This window comes from Bifidobacteriaceae bacterium (genome assembly GCA_031281585.1).
Lineage (GTDB): Bacteria > Actinomycetota > Actinomycetes > Actinomycetales > WQXJ01 > JAIRTF01.
Genome location: JAITFE010000158.1, coordinates 37,331 through 59,380 on the forward strand (window position 1 = coordinate 37,331; position 22,050 = coordinate 59,380).

General features: G+C 68.4%; 9 protein-coding genes. 6 read left to right on the forward strand and 3 right to left on the reverse strand.

Annotation, left to right across the window (positions count from 1 at the left end; genetic code table 11):
* The first annotated feature begins 276 nt into the window (after positions 1-276).
* Positions 277-13,884 carry a cellulase family glycosylhydrolase gene (locus LBC97_16350; protein ID MDR2567587.1) on the forward strand — a complete coding sequence of 4,536 codons (13,608 nt, stop codon included), beginning with the start codon at positions 277-279 and terminating at the stop codon, positions 13,882-13,884.
* Between the two features lie 574 nt (positions 13,885-14,458).
* Here LBC97_16350 and LBC97_16355 read toward each other — a convergent pair.
* Positions 14,459-15,571, reverse strand: a complete 1,113-nt coding sequence (locus tag LBC97_16355) for a hypothetical protein (protein MDR2567588.1) — start codon at positions 15,569-15,571, stop codon at positions 14,459-14,461.
* Positions 15,572-16,182: 611 nt separating this feature from the next.
* Between LBC97_16355 and LBC97_16360 the strand changes: the two genes are divergently transcribed.
* The 3 genes from LBC97_16360 (at position 16,183) to LBC97_16370 (ending at position 18,580) form a co-directional block, all read left to right on the forward strand.
* Positions 16,183-17,889 (forward strand): FAD-dependent oxidoreductase, encoded by a 1,707-nt coding sequence (locus LBC97_16360; protein MDR2567589.1) that lies wholly within the window; start codon positions 16,183-16,185, stop codon positions 17,887-17,889.
* Positions 17,890-17,926: 37 nt separating this feature from the next.
* Positions 17,927-18,283, forward strand: a complete 357-nt coding sequence (locus LBC97_16365; GenBank protein ID MDR2567590.1) for a metal-sensitive transcriptional regulator — start codon at positions 17,927-17,929, stop codon at positions 18,281-18,283.
* Between the two features lie 120 nt (positions 18,284-18,403).
* Positions 18,404-18,580 (forward strand): hypothetical protein, encoded by a 177-nt coding sequence (locus tag LBC97_16370; GenBank protein ID MDR2567591.1) that lies wholly within the window; start codon positions 18,404-18,406, stop codon positions 18,578-18,580.
* A gap of 43 nt (positions 18,581-18,623) precedes the next feature.
* Here the strand turns inward: LBC97_16370 and LBC97_16375 are convergent, their stop codons facing one another.
* Both LBC97_16375 and LBC97_16380 read right to left on the reverse strand, forming a co-directional pair.
* Positions 18,624-18,863 carry a hypothetical protein gene (locus tag LBC97_16375; protein ID MDR2567592.1) on the reverse strand — a complete coding sequence of 80 codons (240 nt, stop codon included), beginning with the start codon at positions 18,861-18,863 and terminating at the stop codon, positions 18,624-18,626.
* Between the two features lie 23 nt (positions 18,864-18,886).
* On the reverse strand, positions 18,887-19,048 hold the full coding sequence (locus LBC97_16380) for a hypothetical protein (GenBank protein ID MDR2567593.1): 162 nt from the start codon (positions 19,046-19,048) through the stop codon (positions 18,887-18,889).
* 1,688 nt (positions 19,049-20,736) lie between these two features.
* On the opposite strand from LBC97_16380, the gene LBC97_16385 reads away from it, so the two are divergent.
* Together LBC97_16385 and LBC97_16390 are read left to right on the forward strand one after the other, a co-directional pair.
* Positions 20,737-21,516, forward strand: a complete 780-nt coding sequence (locus tag LBC97_16385; GenBank protein ID MDR2567594.1) for a MerR family transcriptional regulator — start codon at positions 20,737-20,739, stop codon at positions 21,514-21,516.
* 94 nt (positions 21,517-21,610) lie between these two features.
* Entirely contained in the window at positions 21,611-22,003 is a 393-nt protein-coding gene (locus tag LBC97_16390) for a MerR family transcriptional regulator (GenBank protein ID MDR2567595.1), read from the forward strand.
* The last annotated feature ends 47 nt before the right edge of the window (positions 22,004-22,050 follow it).

The window sequence follows — 22,050 nt, forward strand, 5'->3', positions numbered from 1 at the left end:
CGGTATTCCCCACCATTTCCCGGGATTTACGGATTGGCGGCCCGTCAACGCGCTGGCCTGGGCCGTTGCGCCTAGCTGTCCCCCATCTGGGGGACGCGCCGCCAAAGGGGCCCCAGGTTGACTCAGGGGGAGTTTCCGTTTTCATGCCCTCGTGAAAGGTAATCCTCTATGTTGCGAAGGCGCCGTCCCCGCTCGACGGCCACGCGAGCCAGCGCCGGGGCTCCGGCGGAGTCTCTTGCCGGAGTCGTCCGACCCAGAGAAGCAGAGGTGTAGGCCATGTCCACGCGTTGGAGCAGGGCGTTCCGGGCGTACCGGGCGCTCTTGGGAGCCGGGGCGGCCGTGGCGCTGGTGGTCGGGGTGGGGCTGGTGGCCAACTTGACGGCATCGGCGGATGAGAACGACGGGGACGCGCCGAACGTTGTGCTGCGGGAGGCGGAAAAGGGGACGGCGCCGTTCGCGGCGACGGTCGGAGAGCCGCTGGCGTGGGGCTTTCAAGTCGAGCCCGCGGACGCGGCGGGATCCTTGACCTTCACGTTGACCAGAGACGACGGCGTGGTGACAAGCCACCCGGCGACCCGCGCCGGGGCCGGTTTGACCGTGAACATCCCCGCCGGGACCCTTCAGCCCGGATATTACGACGTGGCGGCCGCCTTCCCCGGCGCGTCAGACTGGACGGGGGCGGTGGTGCTGGTGGACGGGCTGGTGGACCAGGACGCGACCCGCCGCTTCGGCGTGGACGCGGGGCTGACCTGGTCGGAGCACAGCCTGGCGCAGATCCGGCAAGAGGCCCAATGGATGCGGGTGCTGGGCTTGGGCTCGGTCCGGGACCGGTTCCGGCTGGCCGAGTTGGAGGCCGCCGGCACCGCCAGCTGCGAAGGCGAAGTCCGCTGCATGGACAACGTGGCTCGGGTGCTGGCAGAAGACGGCGGCTTGGAGGTCGTGACGGTCAGCAACTCCGCCGGCTACCGCGCCAGCGTGGTCCAGCCCTACAACCTGGACGAGGCGTTCGCGCAGGGCAAGATGCTCGCCACCAAGATGTGGCCCCACGTCACTTCGATCGAGGTGGCGAACGAGCCGGTCCTGTCCCAATTCTTCTCCGGCCACCCGTACCAATACGCGTCCGTGTTGAAGTTCTTCGCCGCCGGGGTCAAGTCGGTCCACCCGGAAATGCGGGTGCTGACCGGCTCTTACACCCCCATGAACACTGAGGGCTACCGGTTGAAAGACCGGACTGGCGCGCTGTACGAGCAGGAGGTGTTGGGGAACAACACCGCGGACTCTTTCGACACCCGCAACGAGCACTGGTACCCGTCCTCGCCCCACCCCAACGTGGGCTGGTTCGACGTGGACAAGCTGGCAGGCGGCACCCCCCAGGTGGACGTGGGCACAAAGCGAGCCATTGACCAGGCTGGCGGCGTTGGCGACAAGCCGGTCTGGATAACGGAGCTGGCCGACTCCTACAAGCCGACCGCCGGGGGCTTCGACTTGGCGGCGGAGGAGAAGAAGGCCGCCGAGCGGGTGGTCCAGTCCTACGCGGCGGCGTTCGCCGGGGGGGCCGAAAGGGTCTACGCCTTCTACTGGCAAACCCTGTTGGAACAGTGCCCGCAAACCAGCAACACCGACGTGTGCGCGGCGGTGTGGGGGCTGACGCGCAACGAGAAAAGCGACACCTACCGGGACGGGCGCTCGCAGGTGTTGTCGCCGCGTCCGGCGCTGGCCGCCACGGCGGCGCTGATCCGCCACGTCCAAGACAAGCAGGTTGTGAAAGTCGAGACCACCCAAGGGGCTGGCTTCTACACCGGCACCACCGTTTACTTCGCCGACCAGACCGCCGTCACCTGGGACGGCTCCAAGACGCTGGCCAGCTTCGGCCCGGACGCCACGGCCAAGAACATGTACGGGCGGGCCGTCGACGCGCTGGCCCCCGCCCGGACGGCGTTTGAGTCCTACTCGCCGTTCCTGGTGTCCGGGGTGACCTTGGACGGGAACTCCGTCCCGGTGACCGCGCCCGGGTCCGGCGGGGAGGCCTCGGCGCAGATCTCGGAGGGCGCTCAGTTCCGGCTGGGGTCCGGCGGAGTCAAGATCAACGGGCAGGACCCGCCGCCGCGCACCGCCTACAAGAACCCGGTGCCGGAACCGCAGGGGATTGACCACGAAGTCGACAGGGAGGCCGTGCTGGGCGTCAAAGCCGGCGACGTGCTCACCCTGGACGTGCAAGCGCGGGCCGGGGCGGACAACCTGGACGTGTCGGGCGACCCGGACATTCGGTTCGCGTGCCAGGCCGGGCCGGGGATCGAGGTCGACCAGACGGCATCGGCGGCCATATCCGGCGGCTACCGCTGCCAGTTCAACGTGGTGGGGGACGTCCCCGGGCACGTCCAGACCTACGCGGACGGGATCTACACCTGGTCGGTGCCGGGGTTCGTCTCCGCGACCGCCGCCTGGGACGGGCTCGAGGACCGGGTGAGGGTCGGCCTGACCGGCCGCGCGGCCGGCGAGTTCAAGATCGCCGGGTCCGCCTACCTGGGCCAGACGGTGGGGGTCCAAACGGACATCGAGGGGATTGCCCACTACCGCTGGTACGACTTGGAGACGTCTGACAGCCAGTGGATTGGCGAGGGCCCCGAGTACGCGGTGACGGCCAAAGACCTGAGGAACGGCGGCTTGGAGGGCCGGCGGATCACGGTTGTCGCCTACGAAGCCGTTGGGCGGGCCTTGGCGCAGGACTGGGTGCAGGTCACCCACTCGCGGTTGAAGGGCTGGATCGCCGCGGCGGACTTGACTTCTCCCGAGCCCGGCAAGGTGCGGATCGCCCAGGCGTGGGCGTTCGACTGGCAAGCCCTGGCCGGCGTCTCGCGGATGGTGGCGACCGTGGGGGCGACCTGTGAGAACGCCGACCTGAGCCAACGTTACGGCTTCAGTTCGCCATACGCGGCAAACAATTCGACCTGGAAGGTGGCCGGGGAGTGGTATCCGAACGTCGTGGGGGGCGCGTACTACTTCACGAACCTGACCATCCCGGTGGCGCAGCGCGGAGAACAGGCAGTGCACTTGTACGCTGTGCCGTCCGACTGGGGTGGGACCTGCGACGGCCTGGTGGAGTTCGACGGCGGCGGGAAAGCCAAAGTGCTGGACTTGGGTGCCGTGCAGGTGGCGGACGTGTTGGCGAATTGCGCGAACTCAGCCGGCGGGGGCGACCAACTGGTGGTCCGGGTGCCTGCGGCCGAATCGGCCGGCGCCTGGGTCTGCCCGCTGCCGGACGGCCAGCAGGCGGTCACGATCAGCGCGATGGTTGATTCGACCCTGGAATGGGCGGAGGGGTCGCTTGACGTGCGCTTCTTCGACGCCAACGGCGATGAGCTCAACGTCCGCGGGGCGGCGGGCGGCCGCGAGGCGAAACTGTCGGCGAAGATGGCCCAGGTCGGCAGCGTCCACCGCTACCGGGTGGGCTCCTGGTTCGGCCAGTTCGATAGCCTTCGGCTGGACGAATCAGTGCTGGTCCCGCAAGACGCGGCGACGGTCAGGCTGTCTGCGACGGTCAAATCGGAGGCGCAAACCCCCAGGGAGGGGACGCTGACGCTGTCAGACGTGGCGGTGCGGCCGGGCGTGGTGCTGGACCCCGTCGGGGAGACATTCGGCTCCCAGTCCTACAGCTTTGAGCAGACCCTGTTCCGCCGAGGCGAGGCCTCCCCCTCCTGGAGCTTCGAACCCGTGCCCGCGGTGTCCGGAACCCTTGAGTTCCAGGTCAAAGATCTCGCCGGAGAGGAAGTCGCCGCCCGGACCGTCACGCGGACGGCCGCCAGCGGAGACTCTCCGATCAGAGTTCAGGGCGGTGGCCTGGACCAACTGGGCGTGGGGTATTACACCGTGGCGGCGCGGTTCAGGGGCGCCGGAGGCGAATGGGGCGTGTGGGACAGCTCATTCGCGGTGCTCCCGGCCGCAGAACCCGTCGTTGACCAGCGGTTTGGCGTTGACGCGCAACTGAGTTTCCGGTCTTCCCCGGCCGAGGTTTCGCGCCGCTCGGCCGCCATGCTGGCCGAACTGGGCGTCGGCTCGGCCCGCGACCGGATGGCCTGGGGCGAGGCGCAACCTGATTGCGCAGACTGGAGCGAGCCCGGCGGCGGCCGTGCCAAACTGGTCAACGCCGAACTGAAAGCCGTTGGCGTTGAGGACGTGCAGCTGTTCGAGAGCTCTCCGGCGTGTGCGCGGCCCGGGGCCAACCAGGACGCCACGGCCGCGCCCACCGATTACGACGCCGCCTATTCTTACGGCCGCGCCTACGCCGAGTGGGCGCTGGCGAACGGACAACGCTCGGTCGAGGTGTGGAACGAGCCGAACGCGACCGCCTTCTTCAGGGGATACGCGTACCAGTACGCGAGCTTTCTGAAGGCGTTCGCGGCTGGCGTCAAGTCGGTCGCGCTGAAGCCGGGCCAGGATCCGGTCCGGGTGGTCATGGGCGGTTCGGCGGATTATCCGGGGCTGTTCATGGAGGAGGTCTACGCCAACAACGCCGCTCCCTACTTCGACGTCCGCAACCAGCACTTTTACCGGGGCAACCCCTTCAACTCCGGCGAACCGACGGACCTGGTGGAGTTCCGCTTGGCGGACCCGTCCGCTATGACGAACCCGTGGCCGGCCATGTCCGCGTCGATCGCCCAGGTGGAGGCGGCGGCCGGCGTGGCCGCCAAGCCGGGCTGGCTGACGGAGACCGGTTACGCCGTCAACCGGGACGCCGCCGGCTCCTTCGCCGCAGACGAGCTCAAACAGGCCGAATACCTGGTCAAGAGCTACGCGCAGGGGTTCGCCGCCGGGTACGAGCGGGTTTTCGAGTTCGCCTGGCAGGAGCACAACGAGCCCGATCACGGTTCCTTCGGCATTGTGCGGAAGGACCTGTCCCCGCGCCCCGCGGCCTTGGCGCTGGCCGTCCTGACCGACCACCTGGCCGGCGCCAAGGTGGCGGCGACCGTGACCCACGGCGAGGGCGGCCGGACCGTCTACTTCCAGCGGGCAGACGGCGCCTACGCGGCGGTGACGTGGGGCGGAGGGGCAAACCTGCCCGCCGATGCCGTCGTGGCAGACGTGTTCGGACGTGCGGCCAGCGTTGCGGCCGCCACCCGGACGGGCGCGGCCCCGTACCTGGTGACCGGCATTGCGCAACTGCCGGGCGGGGTCGAGTCGGTGAGCACGCCGACGGCCGCGCCCGCCGCCGCCGTGCCGGCCGCGCACCTGGAGGTCGCGGGCGTGACCGTAGGCGGCGCGGCGCCACCCGTCCCACAGAGCGGGTCCACCCGCAACGCCGAGGTGACGGCCGGGGTGGGCGATGAAGTCACCGTGGCGGCGCGCGCCTGGACCGCGCAGCGGGATGACGCGAGCGGCTTGGTCCAGGTGGCATGCGAGGCGGGGCCCGGCCTAGAGGTGTTGGGGCAGGCGTCGCCAACGGCGGTGGCGGGCGTGTTCACCTGCCGCTTCCGGGCGGGGCTGGCGACCGGGCAAAGCGGCTATGCGGTGGTCAAGACCGCCTCCGGGGGCGGCGACCTGGTGCGAGTGGCATTGCGGGGCGGGCCTCCCGCCGGGTCGTTCGCACAGCTGGGACACGTGTTCGCGCCCGGCGACCAGTTGCGGTCGCCAGACGGCGGGACTGTCTTCACCTGGCTGGAGAACGGCAAGCTTGAGTTGCGCCAGGACGGGCGTGAGACGTGGCGGGCGGACACCGACGGCGCCACCAGATTGGTTTTCTCCAACGGCGGCAACTTGGTGCTTTACAACGCCGACGGCACGGTGCGCTGGGCCACGCACGGCGGGGACGCTCAGGTCGCCTGGCTGGCCGTGTTGGACGACGGCTCGCTGGCGTTGCTCGCCGATTCGGGCGAGGTCCGCTGGCGCCTGGGCCCGGTCACGGTGACGATCGCGGCCGCGAACGGCACCCCGGAGGCGGGCTCCGCCGACGCGGCGGCCCCGAGCACAGTCGCCCCCGGCACCACCTTGGCCGCCGTCGGCGGCCACCCATCCGCCACGGCGAACACCCAGACCCAGCTCTTGTGGCGGTGGTACCGGAACGACTCGGTGATTGACGGCGCGACCGCGGCCACCTACACGGTGACCCAAGACGACCTGGGCAAACGTCTCAGCGCCATGGCAGTCACCTTCTGGCCCAACCATTACGCCGCCTACGCGCGGTCGGCTGACATGACGGTCGCCGCCGCCGCCCCAGTCGCCTCCGGGCTGAACAAGGGCGTCAATCTGGCCCAATGGTTCCAGCCGACCGATGTGGACGGGGACGGCGGCGTGGAGTGGCCGTTCCTGAATCCTCCCGGCGACCCCTACCCGTACGCAGAGGCCGACTTCGACGTGTTGAAGAACCTGGGCGTGGATCATGTGCGCCTGCCGGTGAGCTTTGACCAGCTGGCCCCGGCGGGGGACGACTACCAGATCGATTCGCGCTTGTGGGGTCCGTTGGACGGGGCTATCAAGTGGGCGAATGACCGCGGTATCAAAGTGGTGATCGACTACCACCCCGTGAACGCGCCGCCGTTCACCGAATTGGCGGAGGGCCTGCCTGCCATCTGGCGCCAAGTCGCCGAACACTACAAGGGTTACCCGGCCCATTCGGTCTACTACGAGATCCTGAACGAGCCTGACCGGGGCATCGCGGCGACGGCGGCCGATTGGGGCGCCCTGCAGGAGGCCGCGGTCGCGGAGATCCGCCAGGTGGACCAGACCCACACTGTGGTGGTGACCCATGTTCTGAGCGAAAGCGGGAACCTGGTCAACCTGGCGGACGCGCTGCCCCGCTATGAGGACAAGTACCCGGGCCCGTTCGTTTACACTTTCCATTTCTACACGCCCGCTTTGTTCACCCACCAAGGGCTGCGGGGATGGACGCAACAGATCGAAATGCCGTTCCCGCTGGACCCGGAGGCCGAATGGCCGGCCACTGCGCCGGCCGGCGTCACCGAGGCGGACAAAGCACTGTGGGCGACCTACCCGGAGAACGCCAGCGTGGAGTACCTGACGGCCATGATGGACGCGGTGGTCCAATTTGCGCGGGACCGGAACGTGCCGGTGTGGTGCGGGGAGTACGGCCTTTACTGGGCGGCGCCCGAGGATGACGCCCTGACCTGGTTGAGGACCGTGACCGAGTTGTTGGAAGAGCGGAACATAGGCCGCGCGGTCTGGGACTACACGTACGGGTTCGGCATCTTCGATTGGAAGACACGCACCCATGACCCGGACAAACTCAACCTCAAGGCACTCGACGCGATCGGCTTCAACCCGCCGTCAACCTGGCCAAAGTCAGAGCCGCCGGTTTCAGGTCCGGGACTGACGCGCCTTGAGGTGTCCAATTCGACGGTCACGGCGTACGTGACAGACGGGGACGGCGCCGTCTTGCCGGGCCGCGAAGTCGCGTTCTCAATCCCCCATGGCGTCACGGCTGGCTTGACTTCAGGTCCGGCCTTCGTGTCCGTGACCACGGACGCGCAGGGTGCGGCGGTGCTGGCCCTGTCCGGGGCGCCTGGGTGGTACTCGGTCAGCGCGGTGGTGGACGGCGTCACGATCACCGAGGGTTCGCCCGCGCGGGTTGTGTTCGGGCCGGTAGAGGCGGTGTGGCCGGAACCGGGCGGAGACCCCGCGCCGTTGGATTCCGGCTTGCACAAGGGCGTCAGCCTGCATCACTGGTTCCAAGGCGTCGATCTGACGGGCGACGGCGTGCCGGACTGGCCGTTCTTGGATGAGCAGTCCCACCTGAACCGGTACACGGAGGCCGACTTCGACACGATGCGGAAACTAGGCATTGACCATGTGCGCATCGCGGTGGACTTCAACGGAATGTCTTCCGCCGAGAACGGCTACGAGTTGGATTCCCGGCTGTTGCCGGCCCTTGACCGGGCCATCGGCTGGGCGTTCGCGCGCGGAATCAAGGTGGTGATCGACTACCACCCCAAGACGACCATTGAGTTCACGGACTTGACGGACGGTTTGGCGCCCATCTGGGAGCAGGTCGCCGAGCATTACGGGGACTACACGGCCTATCCAACCGACATGCTGTACTTCGAGGTCCTGAACGAACCGGTCCCCCCGCAGGGCAGCGCGTCGCGCGCGTCGACCAAACTGTGGGGCGAGGCGCAGGAAGACGCGGTCCGGGCCATTCGCGGCAAGGACAAGCTTCATCCGATCATCGTGGGCCATGTCGCGGGCAACTCCACATTCTTGTTCGACGTGCAGCAGTGGACCCAGGACGTGGAGGTCCTGCCGCGCTACGAGGACCTGTACACGGATGACGGGCCGATCATTTACACATTCCACTTCTATGAGCCGGGCATTTTCACCATGCAGGGCACCCCCGCCACCTCTGCGGGCGTGCTGGCCGGCATGGGCATTCCGTTCCCATGGGATCCGGCCCGCTGGCCGGAGGAGGAGCCCCAGGGGTTGAGCGTCTACGGCCACGACGACTGGACGCGTTACGCGGAGAAGGGCACCGTCGCCTATCTGGCCAAACGGCTCGACACCGTGGCGTTGTTCGCGAACATGCGCGGTGTGCCCGTCTACGCGGGCGAGTACGGCGTGTACGGGGGGGAGGCGCCCCGCGCCGACCGTCTGACCTGGCTCAGCTCCATGACCAAGCTCCTGGAGGAACGCAACTTGGGTCGCGCCGTGTGGAGCTACAACGGCGCGTTCGGCCTGTTCGCGGACTTCAAGGGCGGTGTTCACGACCCGGCGCTGCTTGATTCGGAGGTCGTGGCGGCGGTTGGCCTGAACCCGCCGGAAAGCTGGCCGGCGGCTCTGGACTTGGAGGCGATCCGGTTGTCGTTCCAGGGTTCGTCGGGTGTGGTCGATCCGGCGTCCGGGGTCCACGCCGCGTCGGTGGCGGTGACGGACGTGGCGGGTTTGCCGCGGGGCGACGTGGAGGTTTCGTTTGAGTTGTCCCCGGCTGCTTCGGCGTTCTTTGTCGACCCGGCCACGGGCGGGCGTCTGGACGCGAATCCTTTGGCGATGGCGTCCTCGGCGTTGGGCGTGGCGGCGGTGGCGGTGTCCGCTGACGCGTCCGCGACGGTTCATCTGATTGTGCGGATCGGCTCGGATGTGGTCGGCGAGGCGGATTTCTCGTTCGAGGCCGCGCCCGGCCCTTCCCCGAGCGCCTCGGCCAGCCCGGAGCCAAGTCCGGAGCCCAGCCCGGATCCGTCCCCAAGCCCGTCGGCGAGCCCTTCTCCTAGCCCGTCCCAAAGCCCGGAACCGCTGGTCTGCGCCGGACCCGTCGGCGAGTTGACGGCATCGGCCTCGGAGCCGTCCCAGGCTGTCACCTCGGCGGCCGTGGTCTGCCCCGTGGACGGGTTGGCGGCCGTCCGGCTGAACGCCCGGTTGGGCGGCGACTTGTCACGCTTGCGCGGCGAGGTCGTGGTGACCTTCAAGAACGCGCAGGGCGCCACGGTGGGATCGAAGGTGTTCGGGCCTTGGATTCACTCTTTCGCCGGGCTGGACTGGTCTGACACGTTGCCGGTTCCGGCCGGGGCGGCGTCCGTCTCGGTGGCCGCGCGGGCCACAGCCGCCTCCAGCGGCGCGATCTCCGGCACGTGGCGGGTGGCGGCGGTGGAGGCGCTGCCCAGCACCCACGTGGCGCCCGCCGGCGACCAGCCCGTCGCGATCACCGCAGGCGAATCCGCGACTTGGGCCTTCAACGTGACCCCCGCGTCCGCCCGCGGCCCGCTCGAGGTCGTTTTGACGGACGTGGACGGCGTGGAGGCGTACCGCGCGTCGGCGGTCCGCGCCGCCGACGGGTCCACCGCGGTGACCGTGCCCGCGGTGGCGCAGGGCTACTACGACGTGACGGCGACGTTCACGGCATCGGACGATGCCGTCGCCCGGGGTTCCTGGACCAGCTCCCTGACCGCCGTGCCCGCCGGGGAGGTCCCGCAAGAGGCGCGGTTCGGGTTGGACGCGGGTCTGTCGTGGCCAAACGCCGCCGCGTACCGGGACGGGCGCTCCGCGTCAATGATCGCGAAAGCCGGGGTCGGCAGCGTCCGCGACCGGCTGAGGTGGGCCGACGTCTACGACTGCCAAACGTGGAACACGCAGGGGCGGTATCTGGGCAACAGCGCGGTGCGGACCTACGGCGCGGTCGCGGAAGACTTCGTGGACAACGGGTTGGCCGTGGTGCACGTGTTCCAGGACGCGCCGGCGTGCGCCCGCCCCGGCGGCGCCGCCGAGCCCAACATCCCCTTGGACTACGCCCAGGTGTACAAGTTCGGGCAGGAATACGCCCGCAATTTGGGGCCGCTGGTGGAAGCGGTCGAATACTGGAACGAGCAGGCCGGCTCATTCTTCAACGGGCGGCCGTTCGAATACGCCTCCGGCCTGAAGGCGTTCACGGCCGGGGTCAAGTCGGTCCGCCCGGAAATCCGCGTCCTGATCGGCTCATCCGGCCCGGTGGGCCGGTATGAGACTGAAACCTACGCCAACGCCGTGACCAACGACTTCGACACGCGCAACCACCATTTCTACGGCTACGCCTCCGGCGGGAACACCGGCCTGACTGAGTTCGCCGCGCAAAACAAGACGCAAGAGGCGACAACCGCGGCCGGCCTGGGTGCCCCGGCCGCCGGGCTGACCGACAAGTCCTTGTGGCTGACGGAGACCGGGGTCGACATCCACGCCGACGCGGCCGGATCCGAACGCCCATCGGAAAAGCTCCAGGCCGAACGCTTGGCGCAGACCTACGCGGAAGGCTTCGCGGCCGGTTACGAGAGGGTCTTCGTCTTCTACTGGCAGGAACTGCTGGAGGGGAACTCGTACCTGTGGGGAATCACGCGGGACGATTTGTCGCCGCGCCCCGCCTACTACTCGCTGTCCCTGGTGACGCGTCATCTGGCGGGGATGTCGGCGGCGAAGATCGAAACCCACGGCTCCGGCAAGACGGTGTATTTCACGTGCGACAACCCGGAGGCGAAGGGCGCCACCTGCTCGCAGGGCGAAGTGCGGGCCGTGACCTGGGGCGGGGGTGTGACGCTGCCCGCCTCCGCGCAGGTGATGGACGTGTTTGGGCGTGTGGTTCCGGCCGCTCAGGCTTCCGCCGAGGGCGCGGGCACCTATCTGGTGGGGGGCTTGACCGCCGTCCCGGCGGGGGCCGCGCCTGTGACGGTCCCGCAGTCGCCCGTCGCGACCGGACCGGCGCCCTTGCGGCTCCAGGTGCAGCGGATAGTCGGCGACGGGAGGATCACCACGCTGACCGGCGCGACTGCGCATTACGACTTCCTGGTCTCCACCGGTTCCGTCATCGACATGGTCCTGGCCGCGCGCGACGCGGCCGATTCGGACGTTTCCGCGTCCACCACGGTGACGTGCGGCTATCACACCGGCTTCACCATCCTGTCAGACGTGAATCCCCAGCCCGTGGACGGCGAGTTCGTCTGCCGCTACCGGGTCGACCTGCCATGGGCCACCGGCGGCTGGTCCAGGATCTGGGCCCAGGCGGCACGCGGGGAAGGGGCCGCCCAAACAACCGACCAGGCGGCGGCCTGGATTGTGGCCGGACCGCCGGAGGGCGCCTTCTGGGCGCCTGGTCGAACGTTGGCCCCGGGCGACGCCATCACCTCGCCGAACGGCCGAGTCAAGGTGGTTTGGGAGGCGGACGGCCGCCTGGTGGAGTACTACGACGGCGCCGAGGTCCGGGCCACGCCCACCGCCGGCGCCGCCAAGGCGGTCTTCCAAGCCGACAACGACTTCGTGATCACGGACCAAGCCGGCGCCGTGTTGTGGCGCACCGGCAGCGTTGGCGACTGGACGGGTGTCTTCACCGTCAACGACCAGGGCCAGGTGGCGGTCGAGCGGTTCAACCGCACCCTGGAATGGGAGTGGCTGCCCGCGCTCGAGCCACCGGGCGAGTTGCCCGTCTCGGGCCCCGGCCTGTCGCGCCTGGAGGCGGCCGCCGGGTCCGCCACCCCCGCCGATGGCGTCACCACCCGGTCGGTCACGGCCCACGTGACAAACGGTTCCGGCGCCCCGCTGGCGGGCCGCGACGTGTCGTTCTCAATCCCCTTCGGGGTCCGCGCCGGATCCTCACCGGGACCGGCCGTCATCCTGGTGGCGACGGACGCGACAGGCGCGGCGGTGTTGGCCCTGACGTCCGATGCCGCCGGGTCCTATCCGGTCACCGCCCGCGTCAACGGGGTGGCGATCACGGAGGGCTCCCCGGCCGTGGTCGCGTTCGCCCAGCCCCTGGACCCGTCCCCAAGCCCGACGGCGAGCCCGACGCCGGACCCGTCCCCGAGCCCGACGGCGAGCCCGGAGCCGTCGCCCTCCCCGTCGGAGAGCCCCGTCCCGGAGCCCAGCCCCTCCCCGAGCGTCGTTCAGAGTCCGTCCCCTAGCCTCTCAGCGAGCGCGTCGGCGAATCCGTCCCCTAGCCCGTCACCGACCTCTGGCCCGGATCCGAGCCCTTCATCCAGCCAGTCGGCGGACCCGACGCGGGTGCCGGTTTCCGGCCCTGGCTTATCGCGTTTGGAGGCGGGCGGGCCCGGTGCGGCCGATGGCGTTTCGCCGGTGTTCGTGACGGCGTGGGTCACAAATGGGGACGGTACCTATTTGGCGGGCCGGGACGTGGAGTTTTCGGTTCCCGTCGGTGTCCGGGTTGGTTTGTCCGAGGGCCCGGCGGTGGTGTCGATTGTGACGGCCGTGGACGGGTCGGCTCGCTTGGCGGTGACCTCTGAGATTCCCGGCGGGTACGGCGTGACAGCTGTGGCCGAGGGTGTGGCGATCACGGAAGGCTCCCCGGCTGTGGCGGTGTTCGAGCCGGTGCTCTCCCCGAGCCCTGAGCCGTCGGGCGGCCCGTCTTCGGGCCCCAGTTCCGATCCGTCGCCAACTGTTCCCGGCAGTCTGGATCCTTCTGCGGGCCCTGATCCGGACCCGAGCGGGTCGCCCCGCCCCAGTCCGTCTTCGGGCCCGCTCCCGTCCTCCGGGCCTGGCCCCGACCCGTCGCCGAGCGGGTCTGCGGGCCCTGACCCGTCGCTGGGTCCTGACCCGAGTCCGTCGTCTGGCCCCGACCCGTCTTCCAGTCCCGACCCGTCTTCCAGCCCCCAACCGGGGTTGTCGCCAACACCGTCGTCTGGCCCGGATCCCAGCGCCTCGACTGGTCCTTCGCAGGGCCCTGGTCCCTCTTCGAGCCCGGACCCTGGTCCCAATCCCAGCTCCGGCCCATCGGCCTCTGCGTCTCCGTCGAATGCGCAGGTCTCGGTCGTGGGGGTGTCTGACGGTTCGCGGTTGGCGGGCTTCGGGGCGCCGGGCGCTGCGGTGACCGTGTCGCTGGATGGCGTCGTGTTGTGCTCTGTGGCGGTCGGTTCGGATGGCGGCTGGTCATGCGTGCTCCAGCCCGCCGCCAGGGAGGGTGACGTGCTTCGGGTCGAGCAGGTTTCCACCGCCGGGGACAGCGCTGTGACCTGGCGGGTCGGCGTTCCAAGGGTAGTGGCGTCTGCGACGGCGGAGCGTGGCTCGGTGCTGGAGCTCGCGGGATTGAATTTCCAGCCGGGCGAGCGGGTTGACGCCGTGGTCCGTTCTGAGCCGGTGCGAGTCGGCCAGGCCGTGGCTGACGGCGACGGCCGCGTGGCGTTCTCCTGGGAGGTTCCCGGCGACTTCGCGCTGGGCGGCCACCGGTTGGAATTGGCCGGCGAGATGTCCGGTTTGTACTCGGCTCCGTTCGGCGTGTTAGCGGCCGACGCGGGTTCGCCGCCGTCTTCAGCGCCGCCGCCTTCGCCGCCGTCCGGCGGCGACCTGCCGGTGACCGGCGCGAACCACGCGGGCACCCGGACGCTGGGAGTGTTGTGCCTGCTGATGGCCGGCGGGGCGGCGCTTCAGCTCCGCCGCCGACTTCTCTTGGGACCCGCAAACCACAATCATTAGACCCCAACCGACATTTAACCAGCCAAGGGGCGAAGGGAAACAGCCAAGGGCAATTGGCGAACTGCGTGGCCGCTGCGGGGTTGAAGTGCTATCCCGAAGAACCTGATTCCGGCCCCGCCGGACCCCAGCCAATCGGTGCGACTTTCACGAGTCTCGCGTTGCCGCTGTTGTCCGGCGATCGTCGTCAGGTCGAACGCCGGGGCCATGGTCTGACCGCTCCGTCCAGTGGTGAAGAGACACCTGTGTCCGGCGCGAATGCCGGGTATGCCGATTCGCTTGGTGAGCAAGCCCGCGCCGAATACGACAGAGCTGTTTATGGCCATGACTACGGTCCGGGCAGCGAAGGACCCGGAGGTTGCTCGGGGGAAGTAGCCGCCAAGCACCCCGAGCCGACGCGGGGCCCAAACCGACTATTTCAGCCGCCTGCTGGCCAGGCGAATCGTGATCGAGCAAGCTTTCGGCGACGCCCACAGGGCGGACCTCGACGGGATGCTTGCCGCCGCGGATGCCGTCGGTTTGAACTGAGCCGGCCCCGTCGGCGTGGGGGAACCGCACGAGCCGGTCCGAAACCTGGTCACGCGGCCGCGTAGGCCTTCATTTTCTCAAGGTCCGGTTTGTGGGCGTCGACGAAGTCCTGCTCCCAAGACAGATACTCCTCGAGGAAGACCGCTTCGTAGTCCGTGGCTTGGCGGCAGTCGAAGTCCGCCACGGCGATGCGCCGTTCCCCGTCGGTGCCCAGGAGGCTGCGCTCGTCGGCGGGCGTCTCCTCCTCGCTGGCGTAATGAGTCCACGAGTTGCCCAGCGAACCGTCGGGCTTGGTCCTCAACGCCATCACGAAGGACGCCCACGGCGTGGCTTCCTCCGCGGAATGCATGTTGCCGCCGGCTATGTCGAAGCCCGCGTCCAGCATGCAACTCCGGTACTCGCTCACGAGCGCCTGCATCTTGGCGTCTTTGACGAATGACATTTCGTTGACGGCCAGCAGCAGGTCCCCGAATTCCTGCCAAAAGGCGTCGTAGCCCGCGTTTCCGGCATCAACGGACATGTCGATGGAGGCCGCTTGTTGGCCGACCAAAGAGCAGGCGACAGGCGTGTCTGCCTGGTCTTGCGCGTAGGGATCGGGGCCGGTCAGGGCCAAGTCGAACGCTTCCTTTCCCGCGTCATTCAGGGCTTCGCGGTAGGGCTGCTTCGGCGGATCCTCGCCCGAGTCGCCGTAATCCTCCGCGGCGAGCTTGCCATAACCTCTTGCCGCCACCTCTTCACGGGTGTCAGGCAGCCAGGGCAGAGGCAATTCATCCACCGAAGGGAAGACCATCGGCTGGGGAACCGGCTCCCACGGTTCAGGCTGATAGTCGAATCCGCGCTCCTTCATGCACTGGGCGATCGCCTGTTCGGCGGCATCGTGATTCCGCGCGTAAAGCGCCTGCTGCGCCGCATAGCTGCCCTCGGGCCCGTTGGCGTAGGGCAAGTACTCGCCGAGCGGCGTCTCGGTGTCAAGCGGGATGCCGAGCCGGGCGGCCTCGGCGGCCGTTGGCGCCCCTGTTGCCGGGGTATCTTGAGTGGCGTCGTGCAGCGGAGTTGGGGAAGCGGGGAAGCCTCCCCCGTGGCACCCGGCGAGCACAAGGCTTGCGGCGAGGGTGCCGCTGCTCAGCGGCAACCAGCACCGAACGGTTCGTCGGCGGATCATAGTTCTACCTTCAAGCTTCCGGATGTCACCCGGCCCGATCCGACAACCGCGTGTGCCAGGGCGGGGTGTCTTGCTAGCGGCTCGACTCCTGGAGGCATCGTACCGGTCGTCGCCGGCCGTCCTGGTTCGGGGACTGAGCGCTTCCGGGGCGACCACCCTCCCCCCGTTCGCGATCGGATCTTGGATCGCCTGAGCCACGGCCATGTCGGTCAGGTGGCCAAGATCAAGGCGTTCGGCCCGGCGAAGAAACGTCAACACTTCGTCGTTCAGCAGGGCGTCGATGCCGTTGGGCGGTCTGGCAGCGGAGCAGGCGACGTCAAGACCCTTGTGGGAAGGCGTGCGTGCGGGCGCTTCACGGGCCGTTTGCCAAGCCCGCCCGAAGGCCTGCGTCTGCCGTTCTCGGCCGCCAGCGCGGGCGGGGTGACGGTGAACGCGAGGGCGAATGGGTTCATGGGGACGGCTCTTGGTGCGACTGCGGCTTTCCACGGCAATCCATGTCGATCGACGCCTATCTCCGCCGCAACATGGGTAGCGGGGGCCGACGCCCGCACGTCCCAGCGCCGCACGCCGAGGGATTGGCTCAAATACCCCCAGGGGTATATGGTTGTAGCATGCGGAGCCCGAGGATCGTTGTGGTTGGCGGCGTTGCCGGCGGAATGGCTGCGGCGGCGCGGCTGCGGCGGCTGGATGAGTCTGCACGGGTGACCGTGCTCGAAAGGGGCCGGCACGTTTCCTTCGCGGGCTGTGGGCTGCCGTATTACCTGGGCGGCGAGGTCCCGGATCAAGAGAGCCTGTTGCTGCACACGCCAGAGTCTCTGGAAGCGGCACTCGCGCTGGATGTGCGTGTGGGACATGAGGTCCTGGGGTTGAATCCGGAGGATCAGACGGCGCGCGTCCGGGCGGGCGCTCAAGAGTTCGACCTGCCCTACGACGAACTCATCCTGGCCCCGGGCGCCACGCCGATCCTCCCGCCCGGCGACGGGCTGAAGAACCCGCGGAATCCGCGCGTGCGCGCCCTGCGCACAATCGAAGACGCCGCCGTCCTGCGCGCGCTGGCCCAAGGCGCGGCCAGCGGCGCAAACAGGGCAGTTGTCTTGGGAGCGGGGTTCATTGGGCTTGAGGCCGCAGAGGCGCTGCGGTCGCGCGGCTTGAATGTCACGCTGGTGGAACTGGCCAACCAGGTTCTACCGCCTCTCGAACCGGAGTTGGCGTGGCTGGTCGGCGACGAATTGCGCCGGTTGGGCGTGGACGTCCGCACCGGCGTCAAGGCTGAGAAGGTGTCCGATGCCGTCCGGCACAGCGCCGTTCACCTGTCCAGTGGCGAGGTGGTGGACGCCGACATGGTCCTCCTGAGCGTTGGCGCCAAACCGGACACCGCCCCCTTCGAGGCTGCGGGTGTGGTGTCCGAGCGCGGCGCGATCCTGGTCGATCACCACGGCCGGACCAACCTGCCGCACGTTTGGGCGGTCGGGGACGCCACCCTCAGCACCGATGCCGTCACGGGCACCCGGAAGCCCGTCGCCTTGGCCGGGCCCGCAGTTCGCGCGGGCCGCTTGGTTGCTGACGCGATTGGGGCGCCGGGGGCGCGGGCCATCCCCAGGCCGTTGGGCACGGCCATAGTGCGGGTCGGCGGTTTGACGGCCGCGATGACCGGCGCGAACCGCGCCGCCTTGCGCGCCGCCGGGCGGGAGTTCGCCACCGTGCACGTTCACGCGGCGCAACACGTCGAATGGCTGCCCGGAGCCCAGCGCCTGCACCTGGTGGCCCACTTCGACCCGGCCACGGGAGCTCTCTTGGGAGCGCAGGCGGTCGGCCCCGTCGGCGTGGACAAGCGGATCGACGTGATCGCCACGGCGATTCGGGCGGGAATGACCGCCCCCGACTTGATGGACTTGGACCTGTGCTATTCGCCGCCGTACGGCGCTCCACGTGACCCGGTGACAATGGTGGGATTGGTTGCTGACAACGTGGTCACCGGCCAGACCCGGCTCTGGCAGTCCGACGAATTGGATTGGGCGACCAACCAGGCCCTGCTGCTTGACGTGCGCTCACCGGATGAGTTCGCGGCCGGGCACCTTGCGGGCGCGGTCAACGTTCCGCACACTGCTCTGCGCGGGCGCCTGGCTGAAGTACGCGAACTGGCCGGTGGGCGTCAGATAGCCGTTTTGTGCGAATCTGGCGTCCGCAGCTACACCGCCCACCGCATTCTGACCGCCGCCGGGCTCGAATCACGCACGCTGTCCGGCGGCATGGCGACGCTGCGCGCCTGGCTGGGGGACTCGGTCTCCGACCTGGTGAACTGCGGGGCAGAACCATGACCGAACCCTGCGCGAAACGCTCGACTGGAGGAAAACCATGACCGAAACCCCCGCCGATCAATCAGTCGCGGCCCAGGAGCCGGCCGCCGTCCGGCGTCAAGTGCTGAACCGGTTGAACCGCGCCCAGGGCCAGTTGGGCGCGGTGATCAGAGCGGTCGAGGCCGGCACGGATTGCCGGGCGGTCATCACGCAGCTGGCGGCGGTGTCCGCCGCGGTGGACCGTGCCGGCTTCGCCATAGTGGCCTCCGGCTTGAAACGCTGTTTCAGCCGCGATGCGGGCGCGGGGACCTCCCCGGATCCCGCCGCCGCCCAGGCTGCTGGCCCGCCCGGCCTGGACGCTGACGCGGGCATGACCGTCCAGGATTACGAGAAACTCTTCATGATGCTCGCCTGAGAGGCCAAGCGGCGCCGCGCGTGGGAGCGGAGCGGGCGATGCGCGGGTCAGCAGCAGAACCCAAAGACACAAATCGAAAAAGGTACCGTCCCCATTTCTGGAGAAGCAGAGGAAACCCTTATGTGCCGTCCTGTCACCTGCCGAGTGTGCGGCAAGACCACCTGGGCCGGCTGTGGCCAGCACGTCGACCAAGTCAAGGCGGGCGTGCCCGCGTCCCAGTGGTGCGACGGCCGCCACGCGCAGGTGGAAAACGGCGCCGCCAGGCGAAAAGGCCTGTGGGCGCGCCTCTTCGGCTGACCAACTGCGGCTGCGCGCCGGGCTGCCGTCGGCACCCGGCTGGTCAGGGGTAGCCGACTTCCCAAGTTTCCAGCACGGTGCCCTCGCCCACCGAGCGGCTGCCCTCTTTGACGAAGAAGCGTGCGCCCGCGACCAATTCCGAGTAGTCGGCCTGGGTCCAGCATTCGGCCACCCCGCGCATCGGCTTGCCGAGTTCGCGGTCCCGGCCGTCGTCATGGGCGTTGAACCAAACGCCCAGGTAGTCGCCCAATCCGGCTCCCGCCTCCTGCGGGTGGGCGGTCAAGAAAGCGCAATCTGGCGCGTTCTTCACAGGCTTGCGGCAGCGGCGCGAAGGCGTTCCGCCATGCGCGCGGTGCCGGCGGCGGGTAGGCCGTAATCGGCGAATTCTGCCGCATCAACCGTAGAGGCCTGCATCAGCACATGGGCAAATGCAGCGGCCGTGGCCTCGGGTCTGATCTTGGCCAGCATGGCGGAGAGGCCTTGCACGGTCCAACGACCCAAGTCCACTACCACCGCGCCGTCACCTGGAGCCGCGACCACGAACGACCGAAACCAAGAGTCGGCCTGACCGGCAAGGGCGGGCGCTGGCACGTACCGCGCGACGGTTCCCTGCGCGCGATTGACTGTTCAGGCAGCCCATTCCCCCTGATCAGACCGCAAAACCGCGCGCACAAGCCGCGAAGTCAGGATCCGGCTTGACCTTGACGTTACGTCACAGCCTGTAATGAATGATGCAAGAGCGAAGGGCCCCGAGGTTCTTCGCGCAGACATCGCCCGAAAGGAAATATAAGGCATGAACACCGCCGACTCTGATATCCAGCTTGACCTGACCGTGACTGAATTTGACGCCACCGAAGCCCCTTCATTCGTCTGGTGGTGATCACCGCCAACCGATTCGGCGCTTCGATCCGAGGAGACGAGTGAGACGGTGAGTGCCTTGCTAACACGCTTCCGGCCCGCGCCGGGAACAACGTCGCGGCTCCAGGCCGATAGCGGTCTTCTCCTCGTCTCCCGTTCGGATTGTCGAGTATTCCAACTCGGCCGCGACGCGGGTCGCCTCTTCGACGCTCTAGCCGCCGAAGGCGACCCGCGCGACGCCGATGACCTTTGCGACATGTTGGGCTGTGGTCGCAATGCCGAATCCGTGGAGCGGGCGCTCGCGTCAATGGAGGCATTGGGACTGGTGTCCCGCGTGGGACGGGCGGGTCCGGTCTCGGGTCCGCCACGCCGCTCCCGGATCGCGTTTCGTCCGCCGCTCGCGGTTGCCGTCAGACTGATCGACCCCTCGCGGCTACTGGCGTTTCTCGCCCCGCTGGCGGTGCTGCTGCGCGGTCGCCTTGGCCTGTGCCTTGGACTGGCAGGACTCATGGCGCAAGTCGCGTTCCTATGCTGGGCCCCGCCCGCTTGTGTCAAGGATCCGTTTCACGCTGTGCTCGCAGCTTCCCTGGTACTTGGCGTGGCGGGATTGCACGAGCTCGCTCACGGGTTAGTCATGACCCGCGCAGGCGTGAGTTCCCGAGGGATCGGATTCATGTTCATGGGTCCGGTGCCTCTTCTGTACTGCGACGTTTCCGGCAGCGTTGCGTTGTGCCGTCGGGCCCAAGTCGATGTCGCCCTTGCCGGGGTGGTAATGCAGGCCCAGGTGGGCGCGCTCCTTCTGCCGATGGCGGCCGGCGCCAACTCACTTGGCGTGATTAGGGCGTTCATCGCGGTCAACCTGATGATGATGGCTGGAAACGCGGTTCCATTTCTTCCCTTGGACGGATACATCGCGCTTAGGGCAGGGCTCGGCAGACCCAACTTGCGGACGGCTGCCATCGCGGAGTTTGGTCGGTGGGTGGTTCGCCTCGTGGGACGGCAAGGCCCGGGCGGGGAACGCGGAAGCGAACCAAGATGGCTTGCCGCGTTCGGCGGAGCGGCGGCGCTTGCGCCGGTTTGCCTGGTGGGCGTCGCGGTTTGGCGATCAAGCGAACTTGCCGGATGCGCCGGCGGGATCGGGGCGCTGGCGGTGGCCGTGGTGGTGTGGCTGGTAAGTCGAATCGCGCCGAATGTGGCTCGCTCGGCGCGATCACAGGGTTCCTGTACCCTGTTGCCAGGCAATCGATGCGTTCCGCGCCAGGGACGCACGTCCTACGGGGAAGGACTGGAGAGACCGGGTGGACCTGACGATTGGCGAACTCGCGCGGATGGTGGGCCTGACGCCCAGGACGGTCCGTTACTACGAGAGCATTGGGCTGCTTCCAGAGCCTGATCGCACTTGGGGAAACTATCGCCTGTACTGCGAAGAAGACGTCATCCGTCTTACTCGCGTTAAACGGCTCACCGCAATGGGGCTGAGCCTAGAACAGGTCGCCGACGTTATCGGCAGACCGGTTGACGAATCCTCAGAAGAGGTTCTGACGGAGCTGAATAGGCGGCTCCAATCTGAGATTCGAGTCGCGCGCGAGCGGCAGAAAGCCATTGACCGCATAAGGGGAACCGGTGCCACAATCGACGCGGAGCCGGAATTCGCCGCCAGGCTAGTAAAGCAAGAACAGGCGGAGTTGACTGAATTTGAGCGCGACTACAGCCGGGTCCTGGTTGACGCCGTCACCGCGCTCGGCTCGGACTCTGACCGCGCCCGCCTCGAATGGCTCTTTGCCCACGGTGACGCGTTATCGACGCTGCCGGAGTTCCAGGCCCTCAATTCGCTCGACAAGGATCTGGCCGCTCTGCCGGATGATGCGACCGAGGAGGAGATCGAAAAGCTGGCCGATGCCTACATCACGGCGCATGAGGCGGCTGATCAAGCGTTCCCGCCCGGTATCGCCCGAACCTGGTCGCCCCGCTTGGCTGATGTGTTAGACGCCCTTTTGGACAACCGGCTCAGCGATGCCCAGGTCGAGGTCCAACGCCGCGTCCGAACCGCTCGCCGCGACGGCGGCGCGAGACACTGACCCCTAGTGATGTTTGGCTCGCGGACGGCCGCTTGACGTTGACGCGGGGTCAGAGTGTTGGGTCGGGTATGTGACAAGCATCCAGAATCCGCCAGTGCCCGGCCATGCCGGCTCCCAGACCCCGATCCAGTTGGAATACACCACGCGAGAGGCGGCGCAATTGGTTGGGTTGACCGCCCGCGCGCTGCGCTACTACCACCAGGTGGGGCTCCTGCCCGAGGGCCGGCGCGGACCCGGTGGCCAGCGCATCTACACCCGCGAGCAGATCCTGATGTTGCTCCGGATAGTGCGTCTGAGCGAAATGGGCCTCTCCCTAGAGGAGGTGGCGGATGTCTTGGGTGGCCCGCCGGGGACTCACCGCGCAGAGGTCATTCTTGTGAGCTTGGACCGCGCGCTGGCTGACCGGGTCGGCGTGATCCAGGCCCAGCGCCGTGTCATCCGTGAGCTGCTCACGACGGGATCGCCCGTGATCAAACGCGGTGGGTGACGCCGCAGGGCACCGACCAGCTCCACGTGTCCGTTTCGTGGCGTCCC